This window comes from Methylomonas rivi (genome assembly GCF_024505165.1).
Classification (GTDB): Bacteria; Pseudomonadota; Gammaproteobacteria; order Methylococcales; family Methylomonadaceae; genus Methylomonas; species Methylomonas rivi.
In genome coordinates, this window is record NZ_JANIBK010000007.1 from 1 (window position 1) to 15,346 (window position 15,346).

Consider the following 15,346-nt stretch of genomic DNA (forward strand, 5'->3'; position numbering starts at 1 on the left):
AATCATTGAGTAATAAAAAATGGCTAATCAAACTATCCGTATCCAATTGAAAGCATTCGATCATAAATTGATTGATCAATCGGCGGGTGAAATTGTTGAAACAGCGAAAAGAACTGGTGCCCAAGTTAAAGGCCCGATTCCGTTGCCAACAAGAAAAGAACGCTTCACCATACTGATATCCCCGCACGTAAATAAAGATGCGCGTGATCAGTATGAGTTGAGAACTTACAAGCGGCTGCTCGACATCGTCGAGCCAACCGATAAAACCGTGGATGCATTGATGAAATTAGATCTTGCAGCTGGGGTTGATGTTCAAATTAAGCTTAAATAAAGCTAGAAATATTTAGAGGAATTGGCAGATGTCAATAGGTCTTGTTGGTCGTAAATGTGGTATGACCCGAATTTTTTGTGAAGACGGTACTTCAGTACCCGTAACTGTTTTGCACGTCGAATCGAACCGTGTGATTCAAGTGAAAAGTGTTGAAAACGATGGCTATCGCGCGGTTCAAATAGCAGCGGGCGATGTTAAGTCTTCGAAAGTTAATAAAGCTATGGCTGGTCATTATGCGGCAGCAAATGTAACGGCGGGTCGTGGCTTGTGGGAATTCAGATTAAAAGACGATGAAGGCGTTGAGTTATCTGCCGGTTCAGAATTGACTGTGAGCGTCTTTGAAGCTGGTCAAACCATAGATGTTTCCGGCACCAGTATTGGTAAAGGTTTCGCCGGTACAGTGAAAAGGCATAACTTCAGAACACAGGATGCCACGCATGGTAACTCGAGATCGCATAGGGTTCCAGGTTCTAACGGTATGAACCAAACACCGGGTCGAGTTTTTAAAGGTAAGAAAATGTGCGGTCAAATGGGAGCGGTTAAAACAACCGTGCAAAATTTGACAATACATGCGGTCGATACCGAAAGAAGTTTGATCTTGGTAAAGGGCGCTGTTCCTGGTGCTAAAGGTGGCGATGTTGTTATTACGCCTGCAGTAAAAATGTTAAATAAGGGTTAAGTGATGAGTCTGCAAATACCTGCAATCAGTAATCAAGGTACATCGCAAGCATTGGATGTATCCGAGTTGGTTTTTGGCCAAGATTTTAATGAAACCCTAGTTCACCAGTTAGTTGTCAAATACATGGCGGCGGCGAGAGCAGGAACCAAAGCGCAAAAAAATCGCTCTGCGGTAAGTGGTGGTGGTGCGAAGCCTTTTAGACAAAAAGGAACTGGTCGGGCGCGTGCCGGTACGACGCGCAGTCCAATTTGGCGTACAGGTGGTGTGAATTTTGCTGCTCAACCTAGATCTTTTGATCAAAAGTTGAATAAAAAAATGTATAAGGCCGGCATTCGATCTATTTTCTCGGAACTGCTGAGACAAGACAGAATTGCTGTCTGTGATGACATTATGCCTTCATCGCCAAAAACGAAAGAATTTCTTGCAAAAATTAAAGACATTGATGCAAAACGAATTTTAGTAGTCGCCGATGAATTGAACGAAAATTTAATTTTGGCGGCCAGAAATCTACCTTACATTGCTGTTGTTACGCCTACTAGCGTGGATCCGGTCTCTTTGGTATCGGCGGATAAAGTAATTGCAACAACTGCTGCACTGAAGCAGATTGAGGAGCGTTTAGCATGAGTATTCAACAAATTAAGTTAGCCAGCATCATTTCTGCACCGATCGTGTCGGAAAAAAGCGCTATCGTTGCTGATAAAGGCAATCAATTTGTGTTTAAAGTTGCGAAAAATGCCACCAAATTACAAATTAAAAACGCTGTAGAGATGATGTTCGAAGTAAAGGTCGAGTCGGTTCGTGTTTTAAATGTAAAAGGTAAAATTAAACGCTTTGGACGTACATTGGGTAAAAGATCGGATTGGAAAAAGGCATATGTCAAATTGCAATCTGGACACAATATTGAATTAGCAACAGCTTAATAAAAGATCAATAGGAGCGGTAGAAAAGCATGGCTATTCTAAAATCTAAACCGACATCTCCGGGTTCTCGGTTTGTAGTGCGTGTACAAAATAATGATTTGCATAAGGGTAAGCCATTTGCGCAACTACTAGACAAAAAAAGCAAATCTGGTGGTCGTAACAATACAGGTCGGATTACAACCCGGCACGTTGGTGGTGGACATAAACAGTTCTACCGCATTATTGACTTTAAACGCAATAAAACTGAAATACCGGCAGTTGTAGAAAGAATCGAGTACGATCCTAACAGAACAGCCAACATAGCTTTGGTTTTGTTCAGAGACGGGGAACGCAGATATATTATTGCACCCAAAGGGATTGAACTAGGTCAAGAAATTCTGAGTGCCGAAACCGCGCCGGTTAAACCCGGTAATTGCATGCCGCTACGGAATATGCCGCTGGGTACCACTATCCACTGTGTCGAATTGAAGCCTGGTAAAGGCGCCCAAATCGCTAGAAGTGCAGGCACATCGGTGCAACTAGTGGCTAAAGATGGTTCGTATGTGACGATCCGCTTGCGTTCAGGCGAGATGCGTAAAGTGCCGTCCGATTGCAAAGGTGTGGTTGGCGAAGTGTCAAATTCCGAGCACAATCTGGTGTCGCTGGGTAAAGCTGGTGCAAAGAGATGGAGAGGTGTTCGCCCAACCGTGCGAGGCGTGGCAATGAACCCTGTCGATCACCCGCATGGTGGTGGTGAAGGTAGAACATCGGGTGGTAGACACCCTGTTTCTCCTTGGGGTACGCCTACTAAAGGTTACAAAACACGCAAAAATAAACGTACTGACAATATGATTGTTAGACGCCGTAAGCAAAAATAAGAGGTATAACTCGTGCCGCGTTCAATTAAAAAAGGTCCATTTATTGATCATCACTTGCTGAAAAAAGTTGAGGAAGCAGTGAGAACAAATAACCGGAAACCGATTAAAACTTGGTCAAGAAGATCCATGATTAGCCCGGATATGTTGGGTCTGACCATAGCTGTGCACAATGGCAAACAGCACATCCCTGTTTTGATTTCGGAAAACATGGTCGGTCATAAGTTAGGCGAGTTTTCGCCTACAAGAACTTATAAAGGCCATATTATTGATAAAAAATCGAGATAGGAGTTGGTGTGGAAGTTTCAGCTAAATTGAGTAATGCTCCACTATCGGCGCAAAAAGCCAGATTGGTGGGTGATCAAATACGTGGATTGCCAGTTGAAAAAGCGCTTAATCTTTTGAATTTTAGTTCAAAGAAAGCTGCGGCAATTATCAAGAAAATTCTTGAATCTGCTATCGCAAACGCAGAGCACAACGAAAGTGCGGACGTTGATGAGTTAAGAGTATCAACAGTATATGTGAATGAAGGTCGAACCATGAAAAGGATTAGCGCTAGAGCTAAGGGAAGGGCGAATCACATACTGAAGAGAACTTGTCACATAACAATTAAAGTAGCAGAAAGCTAATAGAGGTAGAAAATGGGTCAAAAGGTTCATCCCACCGGCATACGTCTGGGGATTGTTAAAGATTGGACTTCCAGATGGTATGCAAATAGCCAGAATTACCCAGTTCTTCTGTTACAAGATCTGAAGGTTCGCGAATACATTAAGAAAAAACTTGCACACGCTTCTGTCAGTAGAGTGCAAATCAATCGCCCTGCTAATAACGCCAATATAACAGTGCATACTGCGCGGCCGGGTATCGTTATCGGTAAAAAAGGCGAGGATATTGATGTCTTAAGGCAGGATATTTCCGCTATGATGGGCGTACCGGTTCAATTAAATGTTGAAGAAATCAGAAAGCCGGAATTAGATGCTTATTTGGTTGCTGAAAGTATAGCTCAGCAACTGGAGAAGCGGATTATGTACCGTAGAGCGATGAAAAGAGCTGTGACCAATACCATGCGTCTCGGTGCGGAAGGCATTAAGATTACAGTGGCCGGTCGTTTGAACGGTGCCGAAATTGCGCGTACTGAATGGTATAGGGAGGGTCGAGTGCCTCTGCATACCTTGCGCGCGGATATCGATTACGGCACTGCTGAAGCCAAAACAACATACGGTATTATTGGCATCAAGGTGTGGATATTTAAAGGCGAAGTGTTCGATATGGATGCGCACGCGGCTTCATTAAACTCTGATTCTAAAAAATAGTTGAAGGAATAGAACAATGCTTCAGCCAAAAAGAACAAAATTTCGTAAACAGCATACTGGCAGAAATAACGGTACAGCCCTTAGAGGATCGTCCGTTAGCTTTGGCGAGTATGGATTAAAGTCCATCAGTCGTGGTAGAATGACCGCCCGTCAAATTGAGGCGGCTCGTAGGGCAATCAGTCGTCACGTAAAACGGGGTGGCAAAATTTGGATTCGGATTTTCCCGGACAAACCAATTACCAAAAAACCGTTAGAAGTTCGTATGGGTAAGGGTAAAGGTAGTGTAGAATACTGGGTTGCTCAAATTAAACCAGGAACAATGTTGTTCGAAATAGAAGGCGTTTCTGAAGAACTTGCGCGCGAGGCATTTGATTTGGCTGCGGCGAAGCTTCCGGTTAAGACAACATTTTCTGCACGGACAATAATGTAATGAAAGCGACAGAATTAAGAAATAAATCAAAAGATGAGTTAATGGCCAATCTTTTGGAGCTGGCTCGTGAGCAATTTAATTTGCGTATGCAAAAGGGTGCCGGGCAGCAGGTCAAGTCAAGCCAAGTAAAGCAGGTAAGACGCGATATAGCACGTATCAATACTGTTTTAAGCGAAATGGCGAGAGTCTAAGTATGAATGAGAAAGCAGAAAAAATCCGCACGGTTACTGGACGTGTTGTTAGCAATAAAATGGATAAGACGGTTTCTGTGCTGGTCGAGCGATTGGTTAAGCATCCCGTTTACGGTAAATATGTAAAACGCTCGACCAAGTTTTTAGTGCACGATGAGAATAATCAATGCAATGAAGGTGATATTGTTTCAATTACTTCGTGTCGGCCTTTATCTAAGAACAAAACATTTAAATTAGTAGAAGTGCTTGAAGCTTCTAACAGGTAATTAATTCGAATTTAGTTGGGAATTTAAAATGATTCAGATGCAAACTAGCCTTGACGTCGCCGATAATAGCGGTGCAAAAAAGGTCATGTGTATCAAAGTATTAGGTGGCTCGCACAGACGCTACGCTGGTATAGGCGATATAATTAAAGTCAGCGTAAAGGACGCAATGCCGCGTACTAGGGTTAAAAAAGGCGATGTGTATAACGCGCTGGTAGTAAGAACCCGCAAAGGTGTGCGCAGGGCGGATGGTTCTGTTATTCGTTTCGATGGTAATGCCGCTGTAATTTTAAATAACCAGCTTCAACCTATTGGTACCCGTATATTTGGACCAGTAACAAGGGAACTAAGAGGAGATAAGTTTATGAAAATTATCTCACTGGCTCCGGAAGTACTTTAATTATTGGGTATCAAAATGCAGAAAATTAAACAAGGCGATGAAGTAATCGTTATTGTAGGGAAAGACAAAGGCAAGTTAGGGAAGATTATTAAAATTTTGGACGATAGAAAAGTGTTGGTAGAAGGTATCAATACAGTCAAAAAGCATCAGAAAGGGAATCCTAACTTAGGGGTTTCTGGTGGCATCGTTGAAAAAAATATGCCTGTCGATATTTCTAACGTGGCTTTATTCAATCCTAAGACCAAAAAAGCAGATCGCGTAGGGTTTAGAATTCTGGAAGACGGAAAAAAAGTCAGATTTTTTAAATCAACTAATGATGTTGTTGGTCTATAAGGTAATTGAGCTATGGCTAGACTAGAATCAAAATATAAAAGTGAAATTGTTCGTGCCATGCAGGAACAGTTTGGATATAAATCAATCATGCAAGTGCCTAAACTTACCAAAATTACGTTAAATATGGGCGTAGGAGAGGCAATTGCGGATAAGAAAATTCTCCAATCTGCTGTCGCGGATATGGAAAAAATTGCCGGACAGAAAGCAGTTATTACGTTAGCAAGAAAATCAATAGCGGGTTTTAAAATTCGCGATGATATGCCTATCGGCTGTAAAGTCACATTACGCGGTGCTAAAATGTATGAGTTTTTCGATAGATTAATTACTATCGCGATTCCGCGCATTCGAGATTTTCGCGGCATGAGTTCTAAAAGTTTTGATGGTCGTGGAAACTATTCTTTGGGAATAAAAGAACAAATAATTTTTCCAGAGATAGACTATGACAAAATAGACGCTCTACGTGGTATGGATATTTGCATCACTACAACGGCAAAATCTGACGAAGAAGGTTTGGCGTTGTTGAAGCATTTTAATTTTCCATTCAAAAACTAAGGGCAGCTGAAATGGCAAAAAAATCAATGATTGCGCGCGAAGTTAAACGTGCTGTTTTAATTAAAAAATACCAAGAAAAACGTACTGCTTTAAAAGAAATTGTTAGATCGCCTAATACTTCTTTTGAAGAAAAGGAAAATGCTCAACTCCAATTACAAAAATTGCCAAGAGACTCAAGCAAGTCTAGATTACGTAATCGCTGTAATCTAACGGGTCGTCCGCATGGGTATTACAGAAAATTCGGTCTAAGCCGTAATAAACTGAGGGAAGCCACTATGCGTGGTGATGTTCCTGGTGTGACCAAGGCCAGTTGGTAATTCTGTTCCTTACGTTTTTGGAGAATATTAATGAGTATGACAGATCCAATTGCAGATATGTTGACCAGAATTAGAAATGGCCAATCTGCGGGTAAAAAAAGTGTAAAAATGCCTTCCTCTAAGCTAAAGCTCGCAATTGCGAAGGTATTGAAAGATGAAGGCTATATAACTGATTATATTGCCGAGCAAAGTGGTAATCACATGGAAATGACGGTTGAATTAAAATATTTTAATGGCGTTCCTGTTATCGAAAGTGTGAAACGAGTAAGTCGTCCGGGTTTGCGTATCTATAAATCGAAAGACGAATTGCCAAAGGTATTGGGTGGTTTAGGGATTGCAATAGTTTCTACCTCTAATGGTGTCATGACAGATCGTGCCGCGCGTGCTATTGGGCATGGCGGCGAAGTGATTTGCACAGTTTGCTAAGGTTTAGGAGATAGTATGTCAAGAGTAGCGAATGCTCCTATTACGGTTCCGTCAGACGTTCATGTAAAAGTAGACGGAAATTTGATGGTGGTTAAAGGCAAATTAGGTGAATTAACTTTTGGTCTTCATGAGGCTGTAACACTGGATATAGGCCAAGGCGAAATCAAAATTGTCTGGGATGACAGTGCAAAAAATGCAAAAGCATTTGCTGGTACTGCGCGAGCATCGATTAACAATATGGTTAAAGGTGTATCCGAGGGTTTTGTGAAAAGGATGCTTTTGGTGGGTGTTGGTTATAGAGCTCAGGTTAAAGGCGACTTGTTAACTTTATCGCTTGGCTATTCCAATCCTGTCGAATATACAGTACCTGAAGGTGTAACTGTCGAGCTGCCTTCTCAGACCGAACTTCTTGTTAAAGGAAGCGATAAGCAAAAAGTCGGACAGGTGGCATCTGAAATTAGATCGTTTCGCCCGCCAGAACCATATAAGGGCAAAGGTGTTCGAATTGCTGATGAATATGTTGCTCGCAAAGAAGCCAAGAAAAAATAGGTAAACAGATGGATAAAAAGTCCGCTAGATTGAAAAGAGCGTTAAAATTACGTTGCAAAATTAAAAAGCAAGAAGTTAATCGCTTAACAATTCATAGAACTTCTCAGCATATTTATGCTCAGGTTTTGAGCGTAGATGGTAAATCTACCCTCGCCGCCGCATCAACCGTTCAAGTTGGCATTAAAGGTACGGTTAAAAATACGAGCAATGTAAATGCTGCGGTTGAAGTTGGAAAACAAATTGCCGAAAAAGCAATTGCGGCTGGTGTTACGCACGTAGCATTTGATCGCTCAGGTTTTAAATATCACGGTCGCGTAAAAGCATTGGCTGATGCTGCACGTGAAGCTGGATTGAAGTTTTAGGGGAATTAGAATGGCAACAGCACCAGCTCAAGGTAGTACAGACGGTTTGCAAGAGAAGCTTGTATCCGTTAGACGTGTAGCAAAAGTAGTTAAAGGCGGTCGAGTGTTTGGCTTTGCGGCTCTTACCGTTGTTGGCGACGGTGAAGGAAGGGTCGGCTATGGGGTATCCAAGGCTCGAGAAGTACCGGTGGCAATTCAAAAGTCACTTGAGCAAGCCAGAAAAAATATGCGGAAAGTGGCATTGAAGGAAGGTACTCTGCAATATTCCATTATGTCTAATACTGGTGCTGCTAAAGTTTATATGCAGCCTGCTTCGGAAGGTACCGGCATCATCGCTGGCGGTGCCATGAGGGCCGTATTTGAAGTTGTTGGTGTTCATAATGTTTTGGCAAAATGTATAGGTACCAGCAATCCAATTAACGTTGTTAGAGCGACTATCAACGGATTAACTTCAATGCATGACGCTAAACAAATCGCCGCTAAGCGCGGTTTGAGTGTCGAACAAATTACAGGATAATTTTCATGGTAGCCAAAAAATTAAGTGTAATGATGACAAAAAGTAAAAATGGTCGTTTAAAAAGTCATCAGCAATGTTTAAAAGGTTTGGGTCTGCATAAAATTCGACAAACTGTTGAGGTTATCGATACTCCCGAAAACCGCGGAATGATCAATAAAATTGCATACATGCTAAAAGTCGAGGAAATTTGATGTACCTTAATACTATTCAAGCATCCTATGGTGCAAGAAAAAAAGCAAAAAGAGTTGGGCGGGGTATTGGTTCAACTGACGGTAAAACCTGTGGGAGAGGTCATAAAGGCCAGAAAGCTCGTAGCGGAGGATTCCACAAAGTTGGCTTTGAAGGGGGGCAAATGCCTTTGCAAAGAAGGCTGCCGAAAGTCGGTTTTACCTCAAGGTTAAAGAAGTTTACTGCAGAAATTAGATTGCATGAGTTGGAAAGTTTGGATGCCAGCGTTATCGATTTGCAAGTATTGATTGATAATAATATAGTGCCGGTTTTTTCAAAGAAAGTGAAGTTGATAAATTCAGGCTCTATATCTAAAGCCGTGTCATTGAAAGGTATATCTGTTACTGCGGGCGCGCTTGAGGTTATTCAGGCTGCCGGCGGCAAAGTCGAGGCATAAGTGAGCACAAAAGGGTATGATGTTTCAGCTGGAAAATTCCAGTTTGGAGAGTTGAAGTCAAGGCTATTATTTGTACTGGGGGCATTTGTAGTATACAGAGTCGGCGCACACATACCCGTACCAGGTATTGATCCTAATGCTTTGGCTGCAATGTTTGCACAACAATCGGGCTCCATTTTAGACATGTTTAATATGTTTTCTGGTGGTGCCTTGATGAGGCTTAGTATCTTTGCTCTCGGTATTATGCCCTACATTTCTGCTTCAATTATTATGCAGCTCATGACAATCGTTGTGCCTGCAATGGAGCAAATGAAAAAAGAAGGTGAATCGGGGCGTAGAAAAATAACCCAATTTACACGGTATGCGACTGTTGTTTTGGCTATGTTTCAATCCATCGGTATATCGATTGCGTTACAAAATCAAACTGCAGGCGGGATGTCTGTAGTAATTAATCCTGGATTGGCTTTTATAATCGTCACGACACTTACATTGGTCACTGGCACTATTTTTTTGATGTGGCTTGGCGAGCAGGTGACCGAAAGAGGGATTGGTAACGGTATTTCATTAATCATTTTTGCTGGGATCGTTTCGGGGTTGCCGTCCGCCATTGGTGGAACTCTAGAATTGGCAAGAACTGGTGAGATGAATAGTGCATTCATAATATTACTGTTTGCAATCTCTATATTCGTGACTGGTATCGTTGTCTTTGTAGAGCGGGCTCAACGTAGAATTACAATCAATTATCCTAAGCGCCAGCAAGGTAATAAAGTGTATGCAGGGCAAACGTCTTTTCTGCCGCTAAAGCTTAATATGGCCGGGGTGATTCCACCTATTTTCGCGTCAAGTATAATTTTATTTCCGGCTACAATAGCCGGATGGTTTGGAAATATCGATGGGTTTTCGTGGTTACAAGACATTTCGACGGTTTTGTCGCCCGGTCAGCCTGTATATGTGATGTTTTACGCGCTCGCAATCATTTTTTTCTGTTTCTTTTATACTGCTTTAGTTTTTAATTCGAAAGAGACGGCGGAAAATTTAAAAAAATCGGGTGCCTATTTGCCCGGAATTAGACCTGGTATCCAGACTACAGCTTATATTGATAAGGTAATGACGCGTCTAACTCTTGTCGGTGCTATCTACATTACTTTGATTTGCTTGCTACCAGAGTTTTTGATCGTATACTGGAATGTTCCTTTTTCATTTGGTGGTACTTCGCTGCTGATTATTGTTGTGGTTGTGATGGATTTCATATCTCAAATGCAAACTCATTTGATGTCGCAGCAATATGAAAGTTTAATGAAAAAAGCAAATCTTAAAAGAAATTAATTAATATTAAGGAGTTTGCCGTGAAAGTACGTGCATCAATTAAACCAATTTGTAAAAACTGCAAGATTATTAAAAGAAGTGGTGTGGTTCGGGTTATCTGTAAAGATGGTCGACACAAACAACGGCAAGGTTAATTTTGTTTTTAAAAAGAATGATGTTATAATTCTCGATTAACTTAAGAATCAAACTTTAGGAGTATCTGGATGGCTCGTATAGCCGGTATTAACGTAGCTGATCATAAGCACGCAGAAATTGCATTGACTGCTATATACGGAATTGGAAGGCAGACGGCACGGCTTATCTGCGCTAAGGTTGGCATACAAACTACCGTAAAAATCAAAGAATTAACCGAAGAACAAGTGGAAAATATCCGTAAGGTTATCTCCGCAATGACAGTAGAAGGTGATTTGCGACGCGAAGTTTCAATGAACATCAAACGGTTAATGGATTTGGGGTGCTATCGAGGTATTAGACATAGAAGAGGGCTTCCATTGAGGGGGCAGCGCACTAGAACAAATGCAAGGACCCGTAAAGGCCCTAGAAAACCAGTTACAAAATAAAGTTTCTAAAAAGGCAAGTTAATGGCAACCCAAAACCGTGTTAAAAAACGCATTAAAAAAGAAGTGGCCGATGGCATCGCTCATGTCCATGCATCTTTTAATAATACTATAGTGACAATCACTGATAGAAAGGGAAATGCTCTTTCTTGGGCTACTTCAGGAGGATCAGGCTTCAGAGGGTCGAGAAAAAGCACTCCTTTTGCCGCGCAGGTTGCGGCTGAGAAGGCGGGATTGGTCGCTCAAGAATATGGCATGAAAAATCTCGATGTAATGATCAAGGGGCCTGGGCCTGGAAGAGAGTCGGCTGTTCGCTCGTTGAATAGTATGGGTTTTAAAATTTCTAATATTGTGGATGTAACGCCAATTCCACATAATGGTTGTCGTCCGCCTAAAAAGCGTCGCGTATAAAGGTTTTGGAGTAAAAAATGGCAAGATATCTTGGACCCGTCTGCAAATTAAGTCGTAGGGAAGGAACAGACTTATTCCTAAAAAGCAGAGGAAAGTCGCTAGAAAACAAGTGTAAGTTAGATCAGCGTCCAGGTCAGCATGGCGCAAAACGCACTCGAAATTCTGACTACGCATTACAGTTACGGGCAAAACAAAGATTACGTCGAATTTATGGCGTGTTGGAAAAACAGTTTAGAAATTACTATAAGGCTGCTGATCTCCAAAAAGGTGCGACAGGCCAAAATCTGTTGGATTTGCTCGAATCCCGTTTAGATAACGTTGTTTATAGAATGGGATTCGCGTCGACTAGGGCTGAAGCTCGACAATTGGTTTCCCATAAAGCGATCATCGTTAATGACCAATTGATTAATATTCCTTCTTACCAAGTTGTGGCTGGCGATAAAATTAGCCTTCGGCAGAAGGCAAAGAGTCAGCAGCGCATTAAGGAAGCACTGATTGTTGCGGAACAATACGGCTTTCCTCAGTGGGTTGAGGTTAACTCAAAAGAGATGAGTGGTACTTTCAAATCTCTACCGGATCGTGTTGATTTGGGCTCTGAGATTAATGAGCAGTTGGTTGTTGAGCTCTATTCTAAGTAATTAGCTGGATTAAGGTATGCAGAGTTCTATTGCGGGTTTGTTAAAGCCAAAATTAGTTGAAGTAGTTAGCCATTCAGCAAACCATTCAAGAATTGTTATCGAGCCCCTTGAGCGTGGTTATGGTCATTCATTGGGCAACGCTCTACGTAGAGTTATGCTGTCCTCAATACCAGGTTGCGCTGTTACGGAAGTTTCGATAGCAGGTGTGCTGCATGAGTACACGACAATTGAAGGTGTTCAAGAAGATGTAATCGACATCCTATTGAATCTAAAAAAGCTTGCTGTTATTTTGCACGGTAAAGATGAAGTTACTTTAACTTTGTCTAAATCCGGAATAGGTAGTGTCACCGCTGCAGATATAGAAACTACAAGTAGCGTTGAAATTATTAATCCGGATCTTGTAATAGCAAATCTTACGCAAGATAAACAACTTGATATAAAGATTAAAATAGAACGTGGACGTGGGTATATACCTGCTGCTGTTCGGAAAGAACAGATGGATGACACGCCTGTAGGTGTTTTAATGGTGGATGCGGCTTTTAGTCCCATCGTTAAAGTTGCATATCACGTTGAAACTACTCGTGTCGAACAGAGAACCAATCTCGATAAGCTTGTTATAGAGCTTGAAACAAATGGGACTGTAGATCCAGAAGCCGTTATTAAGTTAGCTGCTTCAATTCTGCATGATCAATTGTCGGTATTTGTGGATTTTGAAAAAGTCAAAGAGCAAATGCCTGAGGAAAGTGTTGTCGAGGAAGAGGCTTTCGACCCTATCTTATTAAGGCCTGTTGATGATCTTGAGCTAACAGTGCGCTCAGCTAATTGCCTTAAAGCGGAGAATATTTTCTATATTGGTGATTTGATTCAGCGGACCGAAGTGGAATTATTAAGAACCCCTAATTTAGGGAAAAAATCTCTTACTGAAATAAAAGATATACTTGCCATAAAAGGCTTATCTTTGGGTATGAGGCTTGAAAATTGGCCGCCAGAAAATCTGGTAGATCAATCCCAAATCGGTATATAAAATAGGCAAATAAACATGAGACATCGTAAATCCGGTAGACAATTAAATAAAAATAGCAGCCACAGAAATGCGTTATTTAGCAATATGGCTTGCTCATTGTTTAAGCATGAGCTGATTAAAACCACATTGCCAAAAGCAAAAGAATTACGTATGCTGGCCGAACCTTTAATTACCTTATCCAAAGAGGATTCGGTTGCTAAAAGACGTCATGCATTTTCAAAGCTGCGAGACAGAGAAGCAGTTACTAAGCTTTTTAATGATCTTGGTCCTAGATATAAAGAAAGGCCCGGTGGTTATTTAAGAATCATCAAATGCGGCTTTAGATCAGGTGATGATGCTCCGATGGCCTATGTAGAATTAGTTGACAGGGCTTAATTAAGAAGTTAAGAAAATGCTGGTGTAGCTCAGTTGGTAGAGCAGCTGATTTGTAATCAGCCGGTCGCGGGTTCGAGTCCCATCACCAGCTCCATATAAATCAAGGGTTTAGTCAGAAATGACTAAACCCTTTTTTGTGCCCGTAGCTAAATCGTAGCTGTCAGATTCTTCCCCAACGGCCCGAAGCGCCGACAAGCGATCAACATACCCCGCTAAATGCTCACTGGATAAATGAGCATAACGGCGCACCATCTCGACCGACTCCCAACCACCCAACTCTTGCAACACATGCAACGATATACCTGCTTGCACATACCAACTGGCCCAGGTATGCTGTTGGTGCCGGGCGAAAATTGACCAGCCGTACCGGTTGAAATTTGACCAGGGGGGGCGGGTCACCGGCTGTGAATAAGTGTAAAGGAAACGGATGATGAGAGGTAGTCGGCTATGGGCGCATTCTTGATCTGTAAGGCGTCAGGCGTGATAACCGTCTGTGGTTCGACAGGCGGTTGACTGCCACCGGCAAGCGTAGACACGAGATGTTTGACCTGCTCGATGCTGACCACCCCGGCTGCCAGCAAAGACTCCACCGCTGTCAGCACCGCTGTCAGCACCGCGTCCAGGCCTTGCCGGGGCACGCAGGCCAACAGGTCGGCCATCGCTAGATCACCACCGGTCTGTTTGTTTAACGCGCGTTTCATAGACAGCAGCGCGCTCGGCATTTCAGTAAAGGGGGCACCATTGCGTAGCGCGCCGGGTTTGCGCGCCAATAACGGCAGATAGTGTTGCCAGTCATAGCTAACCTGATCGCGATCCAACAGCCGCCCATGGCTGGCAACCCAGACATCGTCGCCATACAAGTCGAGCCGGTCCGGATACAGGCGCACGCTGATCCGCCGGTTGGCCCAGCGGCAAGGCACCGAATAACGGTTGTGCTTCACCGTCACCAAGCAGGTGCTGGACACGCGGGCCACAAACTCAATGTAACCGTCGAATATGCCGGGCATAGGCATCAACTCCGATTGCTCCAGTTCCAAAGCCTCTTGCACCGTCATGCCTTGCCTTTCAGGCCAGGGTAATTCAAGCCAGAGTGCTAGGCAACGGGCTTCCAGCCAATCATTGAGCTCGGCAAAGCTGGCAAAGCATTGTTGACTGGCATCCAGCCAGAGCCGGCGTCGGCTGTCCTGTACGTTTTTTTCGACGATGCCTTTCTCCCAGCCGGACGCCACGTTGCAGAAGTCCGGATCGAACAGATAATACGCCGTCATCGCTGCAAACCGGGTGTTGACGATACGTTCCTTGCCTTTCTGTACCTTGTCGACCGCCGTCTTCATGTTGTCGTATATCCCGCGCAGCGGCACACCACCGAATGCCTGAAACGCACGACGATGGGCGTCGAACAGCATCTCATGACTTTGGCTGGGATAGGCGGCCAGCAAAAACGCTCGGCTGGCACACAGCTTGGTATGCGCTACAGACAAGCGTCGATAAACGCCGCCGACCACCAGCGACTCTTCGCTCCAGTCGAATTGAAAGGCTTCGCCCCAACGGAATTTCAACGGCACAAAGGCGTGTTTGCCGGCATGGCTACTCGCCTCTTGGCGCCAGGCACGGATGTAATCGGTGAGTTGCGTATAGCCGCCTTCATAGCCGGCTTTCTGCAACTCTTCCAACAGCTTCAAGGCTGTCCGCCGTTCCCGTTTGGGACGATAGCCATCGGCGATCAGCGCGCGTTTGAGCTGATCTTCAAACGAGGATAGCTTGGTCGGCTGGGGGCAGCGTTTATATTTCGGATTGGTCTCGCTGGGCATTCGCAACCACCTTTTGACGGTGTTGCGAGACAGGCTGGTTCGCCTGGCGATCTCGTTGATGGATAACTTGTCGCGGAAATACATCCGCCGAATTTTTGAAAATAAGATCACGGTCATCACCTTCTAAGCTCCTGTCTAATTT

30 protein-coding genes and 1 tRNA gene are annotated in these 15,346 nt (G+C 43.3%); 29 read left to right on the top strand and 2 right to left on the bottom strand.

Annotated features, from left to right (window positions below; translation table 11 throughout):
* Positions 1 to 19: 19 nt before the first annotated feature.
* From rpsJ to NP596_RS02610, 29 genes are all read left to right on the top strand, one after another.
* On the top strand, positions 20 to 331 hold the full coding sequence (gene rpsJ, locus NP596_RS02470; protein WP_013820389.1) for a 30S ribosomal protein S10: 312 nt from the start codon (positions 20 to 22) through the stop codon (positions 329 to 331).
* Between the two features lie 28 nt (positions 332 to 359).
* The gene (gene rplC / locus NP596_RS02475; protein ID WP_256613628.1) at positions 360 to 1,010 is read left to right on the top strand and encodes a 50S ribosomal protein L3; all 651 of its coding nucleotides are present in this window, start codon (positions 360 to 362) and stop codon (positions 1,008 to 1,010) included.
* Positions 1,011 to 1,013: 3 nt separating this feature from the next.
* The gene (gene rplD, locus NP596_RS02480) at positions 1,014 to 1,634 is read left to right on the top strand and encodes a 50S ribosomal protein L4 (RefSeq protein ID WP_256613631.1); all 621 of its coding nucleotides are present in this window, start codon (positions 1,014 to 1,016) and stop codon (positions 1,632 to 1,634) included.
* A gap of 2 nt (positions 1,635 to 1,636) precedes the next feature.
* Positions 1,637 to 1,930, top strand: coding sequence for a 50S ribosomal protein L23 (gene rplW / locus NP596_RS02485; RefSeq protein ID WP_256613693.1), 294 nt, complete (start codon positions 1,637 to 1,639; stop codon positions 1,928 to 1,930).
* A 29-nt stretch (positions 1,931 to 1,959) separates the two neighbouring features.
* The gene (gene rplB / locus NP596_RS02490; RefSeq protein WP_256613632.1) at positions 1,960 to 2,787 is read left to right on the top strand and encodes a 50S ribosomal protein L2; all 828 of its coding nucleotides are present in this window, start codon (positions 1,960 to 1,962) and stop codon (positions 2,785 to 2,787) included.
* Between the two features lie 12 nt (positions 2,788 to 2,799).
* Positions 2,800 to 3,072: a 30S ribosomal protein S19 gene (gene rpsS, locus NP596_RS02495; RefSeq protein ID WP_256613633.1), complete on the top strand. Its 273-nt coding sequence runs from the start codon at positions 2,800 to 2,802 to the stop codon at positions 3,070 to 3,072.
* Between the two features lie 8 nt (positions 3,073 to 3,080).
* On the top strand, positions 3,081 to 3,413 hold the full coding sequence (gene rplV, locus NP596_RS02500; protein ID WP_256613634.1) for a 50S ribosomal protein L22: 333 nt from the start codon (positions 3,081 to 3,083) through the stop codon (positions 3,411 to 3,413).
* Between the two features lie 12 nt (positions 3,414 to 3,425).
* Positions 3,426 to 4,097 carry a 30S ribosomal protein S3 gene (rpsC, locus tag NP596_RS02505; RefSeq protein ID WP_256603939.1) on the top strand — a complete coding sequence of 224 codons (672 nt, stop codon included), beginning with the start codon at positions 3,426 to 3,428 and terminating at the stop codon, positions 4,095 to 4,097.
* A 16-nt stretch (positions 4,098 to 4,113) separates the two neighbouring features.
* On the top strand, positions 4,114 to 4,527 hold the full coding sequence (gene rplP / locus NP596_RS02510) for a 50S ribosomal protein L16 (RefSeq protein WP_256613635.1): 414 nt from the start codon (positions 4,114 to 4,116) through the stop codon (positions 4,525 to 4,527).
* On the top strand, positions 4,527 to 4,718 hold the full coding sequence (gene rpmC / locus NP596_RS02515) for a 50S ribosomal protein L29 (protein WP_256613636.1): 192 nt from the start codon (positions 4,527 to 4,529) through the stop codon (positions 4,716 to 4,718). The genes rplP and rpmC overlap by 1 nt, the downstream gene beginning before the upstream one ends.
* Positions 4,719 to 4,720: 2 nt before the next feature.
* Positions 4,721 to 4,984 (top strand): 30S ribosomal protein S17, encoded by a 264-nt coding sequence (gene rpsQ, locus NP596_RS02520; RefSeq protein WP_256613638.1) that lies wholly within the window; start codon positions 4,721 to 4,723, stop codon positions 4,982 to 4,984.
* A 28-nt stretch (positions 4,985 to 5,012) separates the two neighbouring features.
* On the top strand, positions 5,013 to 5,381 hold the full coding sequence (rplN, locus tag NP596_RS02525) for a 50S ribosomal protein L14 (RefSeq protein WP_013820378.1): 369 nt from the start codon (positions 5,013 to 5,015) through the stop codon (positions 5,379 to 5,381).
* Positions 5,382 to 5,396: 15 nt separating this feature from the next.
* Complete coding sequence (rplX, locus tag NP596_RS02530) at positions 5,397 to 5,714, top strand: 50S ribosomal protein L24 (protein WP_256613639.1); 318 nt, start codon at positions 5,397 to 5,399, stop codon at positions 5,712 to 5,714.
* Between the two features lie 12 nt (positions 5,715 to 5,726).
* Positions 5,727 to 6,266: a 50S ribosomal protein L5 gene (rplE, locus tag NP596_RS02535; RefSeq protein ID WP_256613640.1), complete on the top strand. Its 540-nt coding sequence runs from the start codon at positions 5,727 to 5,729 to the stop codon at positions 6,264 to 6,266.
* Between the two features lie 11 nt (positions 6,267 to 6,277).
* Positions 6,278 to 6,583, top strand: coding sequence for a 30S ribosomal protein S14 (gene rpsN / locus NP596_RS02540; RefSeq protein ID WP_256613641.1), 306 nt, complete (start codon positions 6,278 to 6,280; stop codon positions 6,581 to 6,583).
* A gap of 30 nt (positions 6,584 to 6,613) precedes the next feature.
* Positions 6,614 to 7,009 (top strand): 30S ribosomal protein S8, encoded by a 396-nt coding sequence (gene rpsH, locus NP596_RS02545; protein WP_256613642.1) that lies wholly within the window; start codon positions 6,614 to 6,616, stop codon positions 7,007 to 7,009.
* A 15-nt stretch (positions 7,010 to 7,024) separates the two neighbouring features.
* On the top strand, positions 7,025 to 7,558 hold the full coding sequence (gene rplF / locus NP596_RS02550; RefSeq protein ID WP_256613643.1) for a 50S ribosomal protein L6: 534 nt from the start codon (positions 7,025 to 7,027) through the stop codon (positions 7,556 to 7,558).
* An 8-nt stretch (positions 7,559 to 7,566) separates the two neighbouring features.
* On the top strand, positions 7,567 to 7,920 hold the full coding sequence (gene rplR / locus NP596_RS02555) for a 50S ribosomal protein L18 (RefSeq protein ID WP_256613644.1): 354 nt from the start codon (positions 7,567 to 7,569) through the stop codon (positions 7,918 to 7,920).
* Positions 7,921 to 7,930: 10 nt separating this feature from the next.
* Complete coding sequence (gene rpsE / locus NP596_RS02560) at positions 7,931 to 8,437, top strand: 30S ribosomal protein S5 (protein WP_256613646.1); 507 nt, start codon at positions 7,931 to 7,933, stop codon at positions 8,435 to 8,437.
* A 5-nt stretch (positions 8,438 to 8,442) separates the two neighbouring features.
* Positions 8,443 to 8,628: a 50S ribosomal protein L30 gene (gene rpmD, locus NP596_RS02565; RefSeq protein WP_013820370.1), complete on the top strand. Its 186-nt coding sequence runs from the start codon at positions 8,443 to 8,445 to the stop codon at positions 8,626 to 8,628.
* Positions 8,628 to 9,062: a 50S ribosomal protein L15 gene (gene rplO, locus NP596_RS02570; RefSeq protein ID WP_256613648.1), complete on the top strand. Its 435-nt coding sequence runs from the start codon at positions 8,628 to 8,630 to the stop codon at positions 9,060 to 9,062. The genes rpmD and rplO overlap by 1 nt, the downstream gene beginning before the upstream one ends.
* Positions 9,063 to 10,388, top strand: a complete 1,326-nt coding sequence (gene secY / locus NP596_RS02575; RefSeq protein ID WP_256613649.1) for a preprotein translocase subunit SecY — start codon at positions 9,063 to 9,065, stop codon at positions 10,386 to 10,388.
* A 20-nt stretch (positions 10,389 to 10,408) separates the two neighbouring features.
* A complete protein-coding gene (gene rpmJ, locus NP596_RS02580; RefSeq protein WP_013820367.1) occupies positions 10,409 to 10,522 on the top strand; it encodes a 50S ribosomal protein L36 in 114 nt (37 codons plus the stop codon).
* 69 nt (positions 10,523 to 10,591) lie between these two features.
* The gene (gene rpsM, locus NP596_RS02585) at positions 10,592 to 10,948 is read left to right on the top strand and encodes a 30S ribosomal protein S13 (protein ID WP_256613650.1); all 357 of its coding nucleotides are present in this window, start codon (positions 10,592 to 10,594) and stop codon (positions 10,946 to 10,948) included.
* 21 nt (positions 10,949 to 10,969) lie between these two features.
* On the top strand, positions 10,970 to 11,356 hold the full coding sequence (gene rpsK, locus NP596_RS02590) for a 30S ribosomal protein S11 (RefSeq protein ID WP_256603954.1): 387 nt from the start codon (positions 10,970 to 10,972) through the stop codon (positions 11,354 to 11,356).
* 17 nt (positions 11,357 to 11,373) lie between these two features.
* Positions 11,374 to 11,994, top strand: coding sequence for a 30S ribosomal protein S4 (gene rpsD, locus NP596_RS02595; RefSeq protein ID WP_256613651.1), 621 nt, complete (start codon positions 11,374 to 11,376; stop codon positions 11,992 to 11,994).
* A gap of 16 nt (positions 11,995 to 12,010) precedes the next feature.
* Positions 12,011 to 13,018 (top strand): DNA-directed RNA polymerase subunit alpha, encoded by a 1,008-nt coding sequence (locus NP596_RS02600; RefSeq protein ID WP_256613653.1) that lies wholly within the window; start codon positions 12,011 to 12,013, stop codon positions 13,016 to 13,018.
* A gap of 15 nt (positions 13,019 to 13,033) precedes the next feature.
* Positions 13,034 to 13,393 (top strand): 50S ribosomal protein L17, encoded by a 360-nt coding sequence (gene rplQ, locus NP596_RS02605; protein WP_256613655.1) that lies wholly within the window; start codon positions 13,034 to 13,036, stop codon positions 13,391 to 13,393.
* Between the two features lie 18 nt (positions 13,394 to 13,411).
* Positions 13,412 to 13,487, top strand: a tRNA-Thr gene (locus tag NP596_RS02610).
* A gap of 14 nt (positions 13,488 to 13,501) precedes the next feature.
* Here NP596_RS02610 and NP596_RS02615 read toward each other — a convergent pair.
* Both NP596_RS02615 and istA read right to left on the bottom strand, forming a co-directional pair.
* Positions 13,502 to 13,792 (bottom strand): tyrosine-type recombinase/integrase, encoded by a 291-nt coding sequence (locus NP596_RS02615; RefSeq protein ID WP_256613656.1) that lies wholly within the window; start codon positions 13,790 to 13,792, stop codon positions 13,502 to 13,504.
* A complete protein-coding gene (gene istA / locus NP596_RS02620) occupies positions 13,789 to 15,321 on the bottom strand; it encodes an IS21 family transposase (protein ID WP_256613694.1) in 1,533 nt (510 codons plus the stop codon). Before istA ends, NP596_RS02615 begins: the two co-directional genes overlap by 4 nt.
* Positions 15,322 to 15,346 lie beyond the last annotated feature (25 nt).